The organism is Cryobacterium sp. 10I1 (assembly GCF_035019805.1).
GTDB lineage: Bacteria > Actinomycetota > Actinomycetes > Actinomycetales > Microbacteriaceae > Cryobacterium > Cryobacterium glucosi.
Map to the genome: position 1 here is coordinate 1 of NZ_JASJVF010000167.1, position 7,443 is coordinate 7,443.

4 protein-coding genes are annotated in these 7,443 nt (G+C 68.1%); 2 read left to right on the forward strand and 2 right to left on the reverse strand.

What is annotated here, in order from left to right; translation table 11 throughout:
- A partial coding sequence (locus QN345_RS13345) for a hypothetical protein (protein WP_323508748.1) occupies positions 1-227 on the forward strand: 227 nt, incomplete at its 5' end.
- A gap of 131 nt (positions 228-358) precedes the next feature.
- Here QN345_RS13345 and QN345_RS13350 read toward each other — a convergent pair.
- Together QN345_RS13350 and QN345_RS13355 are read right to left on the reverse strand one after the other, a co-directional pair.
- A complete protein-coding gene (locus QN345_RS13350; RefSeq protein WP_322135355.1) occupies positions 359-1,201 on the reverse strand; it encodes an alpha/beta hydrolase in 843 nt (280 codons plus the stop codon).
- 14 nt (positions 1,202-1,215) lie between these two features.
- The gene (locus tag QN345_RS13355) at positions 1,216-6,087 is read right to left on the reverse strand and encodes an NAD-glutamate dehydrogenase (protein WP_322140923.1); all 4,872 of its coding nucleotides are present in this window, start codon (positions 6,085-6,087) and stop codon (positions 1,216-1,218) included.
- A 262-nt stretch (positions 6,088-6,349) separates the two neighbouring features.
- Between QN345_RS13355 and QN345_RS13360 the strand changes: the two genes are divergently transcribed.
- Positions 6,350-7,243, forward strand: a complete 894-nt coding sequence (locus tag QN345_RS13360) for a neutral zinc metallopeptidase (protein WP_322135352.1) — start codon at positions 6,350-6,352, stop codon at positions 7,241-7,243.
- Positions 7,244-7,443 lie beyond the last annotated feature (200 nt).

Sequence of the window (7,443 nt, forward strand, 5' to 3'; positions counted from 1 at the left end):
GTGATGACCGAGTGCGGGAGCATGAAGATGAGCCAGGCTGTTGCGAGCACGGCGACGGCCGCATCGAATGGACCTCACCGGCCGGGTACAGCTACATCGTCGAACCCTCCGCCGACATGAGACCACCCCGGAAACCCAAACCCGCACCGAAACCACCGGCCCCGATCGTGGACGTCTGGAACCTCGACCCCACACCCGAAGACCCCGAAGACCCGACACCGTTCTAGGTCGCTTGCCCACGCGGGCTCCGCGAAGCCGTCCTTTCCGAGGAGGCAGAGCCGCTCCTGGTGGATCGGAGGCCGGGCGCGGAAAACGCGATGCGGCATCTGCGAGGTGTGCGGCCACGAGCTGGTCCAGCTCAGGAGGGGCCCTTGAGGAAGGCGACGATTCGTTCGCCGACCACCGGCCAGTCAGCACCGAGCCAGACCATGTGGCTGTCCGCATGACTCTCAATGAGTTCGGCAGCACGGATGCTTGAGGCGAGCGAACGCGACTGTGCGAAGGGCACTCCGCCGTCGGTTCGGGTGGCGATCACGAGGGTGGGCTGATCGACCAGAGCGGTGACATCGGGGGTGGGGCGCAGGTCGTTGACAAACCCGCGTCCGGAGCGCATCCGCCGGAAAAGTGTGAGGAGTCCGGCGCGAGCGTCCGGATCCAAGCCGGCCAGGACCTCGCCCACCGGACGGGTGGACAGCGCTCCCATCATCATGCGCAGGCACATGGAGGGAGCGAACCGGGCGAGCGCGTGAACCAGGCCCCAGGTGACCCTCCCGGTCACGCCGTTGAATCCGATCCGGGCTCCCAGGCGAGTGACCGGGTCCGGGTACGGAAGCCAGCCGACTGCACTGATCAGGACCAGCCGGTCGACAAGGCCGGCGTGTCGCGCGGCGAACGTTGCGGCGGTCGGTCCCCCGCCGGAAATGCCGACGACCGCCGCGACCCGGGTGATGCCCAGGTGCGCGCACAGGTCACCCACGACATCCGCGAATCCGGTCACGGTCGTCCCTGTGGACAGCGGAGTGCGACCGTAGCCGGGTCGGGAGGGTGCGAGCACGGAGTAGCCGGCGGCGGCGAAGACGTCCTCGCCGACCGCGATCCCGGCCCGGAGGTGTCCGCCGTGGAAGACCACGATGACCGGGTCCGCGCGAATATCGAGCCGGTACTCGACTGGCCCCTCCGCCAGGCGCGTCGTCCGCAGCATCCGCCCGGGCCTGCCTACCGCCGCACGATGGAGCGCAGCAGCCGCATTGCGACCGAGAGCGAGGCCATGTCGTCCTGGCCGAGGGCGTTGACCTCGTCGAATACGCTGCGTGAGCGGGCGAGCTTTTCGGCGTTGAGTGCCTCCCAGGCGAGGAGACGGTGTTCCGCGCTTCCCGAATCCGTCGCCTCGAGCACGGCCGTGGTGATGTCGGCGACCGTCGAGTAGAGGTCGTCGCGCAGCGCCGCGCGGGCGAGGGCCTGCCAGCGGTCCGTGCGCGGCAACGCGGTGATGCGCTCGAGCAGGTTGTCCACGCCGAACCGGTCGTAGACCGTGTAGTACACGGACGCGACGTCCCCGAGCTGTTCGCCGGACTGCGCCGCGATCTTCACGACGTCGAGCAGGGCGAAGGCCTCGAAGAGCTGGGTCCAGCGGTGGCCGAGGCCGGACGGCAGGCCCCACTCCTCCGCCTTGACCAGCAGCGACCCGAGCCGGGCCTGGTCGGCGCCGCGCACGTAGTCGCCCAGGTGCGCGCGGACGAGCGCGATCTGCGGCTTGTACTGCGCCACGACCTCGGCGACCGGTTGCGAGCCGCCGTGGTTGACCTGCCAGCGCACGGCCCGGTCGAGCAGCCGGCGGATGTCGAGGTGGATCGCCGTCCAGTGCTCCGTCGGGAACGACTTCGGCAGGGCGCTCAGCTCGGCGACCATGGTCTCGAGCTCGAAGATCTCCCGGAGCGCGACGAACGCCCGGGCGATCGCCGCGGGGGTCGCGCTGGTCTCCTCCATGGCACGGAAGGCGAAAGTCACTCCCCCGAGGTTGATCATGTCGTTCGCGACGACGGTCGCGATGATCTCCCGGCGCAGTGGATGCGTGTCGAGCTCGGCGTCGAAGCGTTCGGCGAGCTGGCGCGGGAAGTACCGGCGCAGGGTGCCGCGGAACCACGGGTCGTCCGCGAGGTCGCTGTCCCGGAGCGCGGTCGTGAGCTCGATCTTGGCGTAGGCGGCGAGCACCGAGAGCTCTGGCGAGGTGAGCCCCTGGCCGTGGTCGATCCGTTCGTGCAGCTCCGTGGTGGTCGGCAACGCCTCGAGCTCGCGCTTCAGGTCGCCGGATGCCTCGAGCGCGTCCATCAGGCGTTCGTAACTCGGGCTCCAGCTCGCGACCTTGACCCGGTCGTTCAGCAGCAGGATGTTCTGGTCGACGTTATCCTCCAGGACCAGCCGGCCGACCTCGTCCGTCATCGCGGCGAGGAACCCGGGGCGCTCTTCGGCGCTGAGCCGTCCGGCCGCGACCATCCGGTCGACGAAGATCTTGATGTTGACCTCGTGGTCGGAGCAGTCCACGCCGGCGGAGTTGTCGATCGCGTCGGTGTTGAGCAGCACCCCGGCCAGGGCGGCCTCGATGCGGCCGCGCTGGGTGAGGCCGAGGTTGCCGCCCTCACCGACGACCTTGACGCGCAGGTCGCGGCCGTCGACGCGGATGGCGTCGTTCGCCTTGTCGCCGACCTGCGCAGCGGTTTCGGTGCTCGCCTTGACGTAGGTGCCGATGCCGCCGTTGTAGAGCAGGTCGGCCGGTGCCGTGAGGATGGCGCGGAGCAGTTCCGGCGGGCTCAGGTGCGTGACGTTTTCGGGCAGTCCGAGGACGGCGCGCACCTCCGCCGAGATCGGGACCACTTTGGCCTGCCGCGGGAACACCCCGCCGCCTGCGCTGATCAGGCTCGTGTCGTAGTCCGCCCAGGAGGACCGGGGCAGTTCGAAGAGCCGGCGCCGCTCGGCGAACGACACGGCCGGGTCGGGGTTCGGGTCGAGGAACACGTGCCGGTGGTCGAAGGCCGCCACGAGCTTGATGTGCTCGGAGAGCAGCATCCCGTTGCCGAAGACGTCTCCGGACATGTCGCCGATCCCGACGACGGTGAATTCCTCGGTCTGGGTGTCGAGGTCGAGTTCACCGAAGTGGCGCTTGACCGATTCCCAGGCGCCGCGGGCCGTGATGCCCATGGCCTTGTGGTCGTAGCCGATCGAGCCGCCGGAGGCGAAGGCGTCGCCGAGCCAGAAGCCGTAGTCGGCGGAGAGGCCGTTGGCGATGTCGGAGAACGTGGCGGTGCCCTTGTCCGCGGCGACCACGAGGTAGGAGTCGTTGTCGTCGTGACGCACGACGTTCGCCGGGGGAACGACCTGCTCACCGGCATCCGTCAAAACGAGGTTGTCGGTCAGGTCGAGCATGCCGCGGATGAAGGTCTTGTATGCATCGATGCCTTCGGCCAGCCAGGCGGCCCGGTTGACACCGGGGTCGGGCAGCTTCTTCGCGAAGAACCCGCCCTTGGCGCCGGTCGGCACGATCACGGCGTTCTTGACCGTCTGCGCCTTGACGAGGCCGAGAACCTCGGTGCGAAAGTCTTCGCGCCGGTCCGACCAGCGCAGCCCGCCGCGGGCGACCATGCCGAAGCGCAGGTGCACGCCCTCGACGCGCGGCGAGTACACCCAGATCTCGAACATCGGCTTCGGGAACGGCAGTGCCTCGATGCGGCTCGGGTCGAGCTTGATGCTCAGGTAGGGCTTGTTCTGGAAATAGTTCGTGCGCAGCGTCGCCTCGATGAGGTTCAGCAGCACCCGCAGCACCCGGTCGGCGTCGAGGGTGGCGACCTGTTCGATGGCCGTGGCGAGCTGCGCGCGCACCTCCTCGGTGCGACGGATGCGTTCGGTCTCGTCCCGCGCGGGGTCGAACCGGGCCTCGAAGAGGTCCACGAGCCCGCCAGAGACCGCGGGGTTGGCGAGCAGGGTGTCGCCGACGAAGTCGTAGGAGTTGGTGTTGCCCATCTGGCGCAGGTACTTGGCGTAGCTGCGGAGGATGACCACGCGGCGCCAGGGCATGCCTTCGCGGAGGACCAGGCGGTCGAGTCCGTCCGACTCGATGGCCCCGCTGACCGCTGCGCCGAAGGAGTCGGCGAGCAGGTCGCCGGTGCCGACCGGGTCGACGCCCGCCGGGTAGCGCAGGCCGAGGTCGTAGAGGAAGAATTCACGCCCGTCGGAGGTCTTGATCTCGAAGGGCACCTCGTCGAGAACCTCGATACCGAGGTTCTGGAAGTACGGCAGGATCTGGCTGAGGCTCTGCGACTCCATCATGTAGAGCTTCACCCGGGCGTCTTCGGCGGGCCGGTCAGCGGCGTTCGGGGAGAGGTAGACGTGCACGCCCGGGCGAGGCGAACCCGTCACGGATGCCGCGGCATCCCGCGCGACCGCACTCTTCAGGCCCGCGGCGTATGCCTCGAACCTGCTGATGTCGACGAGGGCGTCCTCGACTTCATAGTCGACCTGGTAGCTCGGCGGGAACGCCTCTGCCCAGAGGTGCGCGAGCCTCGTGTCGTGCAGCTGCTCGGTGATCCCCTCCGCCCAGGACCGCACGGCCATGGCCAGGCGGGGTTCGAGTGCCGCGGCGAGCGCGGCGACGTCGTCGGCCGTTCCGACAGCGGCCGTCTTCGGCAGGCGGATCCGGTAGAACAGGCGGGCGAGGGTGGACTCCGTCATGCGGGCCTCGAAGTCGAGGGATTCCGCGGAGAAGGTCTCGGTCAGTTCCTTCTCGATCCGGAGGCGCACCGCCGTCGTGTACCGGTCGCGGGGGAAGTAGACGAGGGCGGACATGAAGCGGCCGAACAGGTCCGGGCGCAGGAAGAGCCGGGTCCGCCGGCGTTCCTGCAGTCGCTGGATGGCGACGGCCGTTGCGACGAGGGTGGGCACGTCGATCTGGAAGAGCTCATCGCGCGGGTAGGTCTCGAGGATGCCGAGCAGGTCCTTGTCGCTGTGCGAGCCCGGCGGGAAGCCGACCTCGGCCATGACGGCATCGATCTTCTCGCGCAGGATCGGCACGTCACGCACGGAGCTCGTGTACGCGCTCACGGCGAAGAGGCCGATGAAGCGCTGCTCCCCGTTGACGTTGCCGTTGGCGTCGAAGCTCTTGATGCCGATGTAGTCGAAGTACGCGGGACGGTGCACGCTCGAGCGGGAGTTGGCCTTGGTGATCACGAGGGCGCGCCGTTCGCGGGCCATCGTGCGCCCGGCATCCGTCAGGTGCTGGATCTCGTGCCCGTCTTTCACGGCGCGCAACAGGCCGAGACCGCTGTCGTCGCGGATGGAGAGGACGTCCTCGCCGTCGACCGTCTCGAGGTCGTATTCGCGGTAGCCGAGGAAGGTGAAGTTGTCCTGGTCGAGCCAGTGCAGCAGGTCCCTGGCTTGCGCCAGGTCGGGGATGCCCTCGGCGTGCGGCAGCTTCCCGAGTGCGTCGGCGATCTGCACGGACTTCGAGCGCATCGCGGGCCAGTCGTCCACGGCGGCCCGCACGTCGTGGAGCACCCGCGCGATCCCCTCGGCCAGGCGCTCGCGGGCCTCGACGCTCGCACGGTCGATCTCGATCGCGATCCACGACTCGAGATGCGGCGAGTCCTCCTCGTTGCCGAGCAGGTGGGAGATGTCGGGCATCGCGGAGGTGTCGCCACTCGAGACGCCCGCGTTGACCGGCATGCGGGTGACCCTGACGAGCTCGTGGGTCTCCCGGTTGCGGGTGACGACGAGTAGGGGGTGCACGACGAGGTGGATGGCCGCGTGCTGGCGGACCAGTTCGGCGTTGACCGAGTCGACGAGGAACGGCATGTCGTCGGTGACGACGTAGAGGATGCTGCGATCGGTTTCGGTCCGGATCTCGATGTTCGCCGTCTTCGGTGGCCGGGTGAGGGCGACCTGCCAGTGGCTCTCCGCCCGTGCGCGCAGCGTGGCCGGGTCGTATTCCCTGGCATCGTCACCGAGGTGCTCGTAGTAGTCGGCGACGAAGGCCTCGGTCGTCGACGCTTCGGTGTTCGACAACGCACTGGACAGTTCGGACGACGATTTTGACGACATTGACAAAAGGCACCCATTCGCTTCTGATCCCGCTCGCTCTTGAACGAGGACCGCTTGGACCCCCATCGTAGTTTCGTTCGCCGAAGCTCGCACATCGCCCCCTGTCGATGAGTCAGGAACTGCGAACTGACCTATCGGGCTGCTATGAGTTTGCCTATACTCGCGAGAGTTGACACTCGGGCTCCACGCCGCGAATCGGATGATGTCGCTCCGGTCGCTCCTGACAACACCACACACGCACTCCACAAGGGAGTCCACCACCATGAAACTCACGTCTGTCCTGCGCGCCATCGCCCTGATGTCGGTCCTCGCCTTCGCGGGAGGTGGCGCGGTGACCGCGGTGACCGCGGCCGCCGCGGATCCGGGCGTCGGGCACGCCGCGGCATCCGTCCCCAGGAACTCCGCACAGGGCGCGCACCCGAGCGGGGTGCTGCAGGTCGCCGTCGGCCCCTCACCGTCCGGCATCACGCCGACGAGCACCTCGGGCACGCCGGGGATCGGGGGCGTGCCGACGGCCAATATCGTGGGGTCGAGCGGCACGATGAAGGACTTCCTCGTGTCAGTGCTCGGCGACGTGGATGCCTACTGGACCGGCGTGTGGAAGGACGACGGCCGCCCGGCACCCTTCGTGACCTATGCCTTCCCCGCGGCGGGCGAGGTCGTGCCGTCGATGTGCGCGCCGGGCTTCTCCGATGACATGAGCGCGTACTACTGCCTGTACGACGACAAGATCACGGTGTCGCAGAGCCTCGCCCAGAAGATCTGGGACGGAACCCTCTACGCGAACACCGACGGCACGAGGACCCATAAGACCGGCGACTTCTCGGTCGCTTACGTCGTCGCGCACGAGTACGCGCACGAGCTCCAGAACGAAATCGGCATCTTCAGCACCGCCGGTTCGATCTACCCGGTCTACAAGATCGAGCTGCACGCCGACTGCTGGGCCGGGGTCTGGGCGAAGTCGGCGGAGGACGAAGGGATCCTCGACCAGGGCGACATCAAGGAGGCCGGCCAGACGACTCTCGACCTGGGCGATTACGCCTTCGACAACCCCCAGCACCACGGCACCCCCGAGCAGCGCAACGAGGCCTTCCTGGAGGGGTACGACGGCGGCAGCGAAGGGTCCTGCGACGGTTGGCTCAACGACACGTACTGACGACACCCCTTAATGGGGGTAGACAGGAGTCGTTGAAAATAGCGGGACGCTGCAAGGCTGGATGTATGTCCGATTCTCAGCAAACAGTGAGTTCACCCCCAGAATTCGGCGGAAGCAACCTCCCGCCCGCACCGCCCGTGCCGCCCGTTGCACCCGCGCCGCTCGCCCCCACGAGCAACCCCTTCGGACTGGTATCCCTC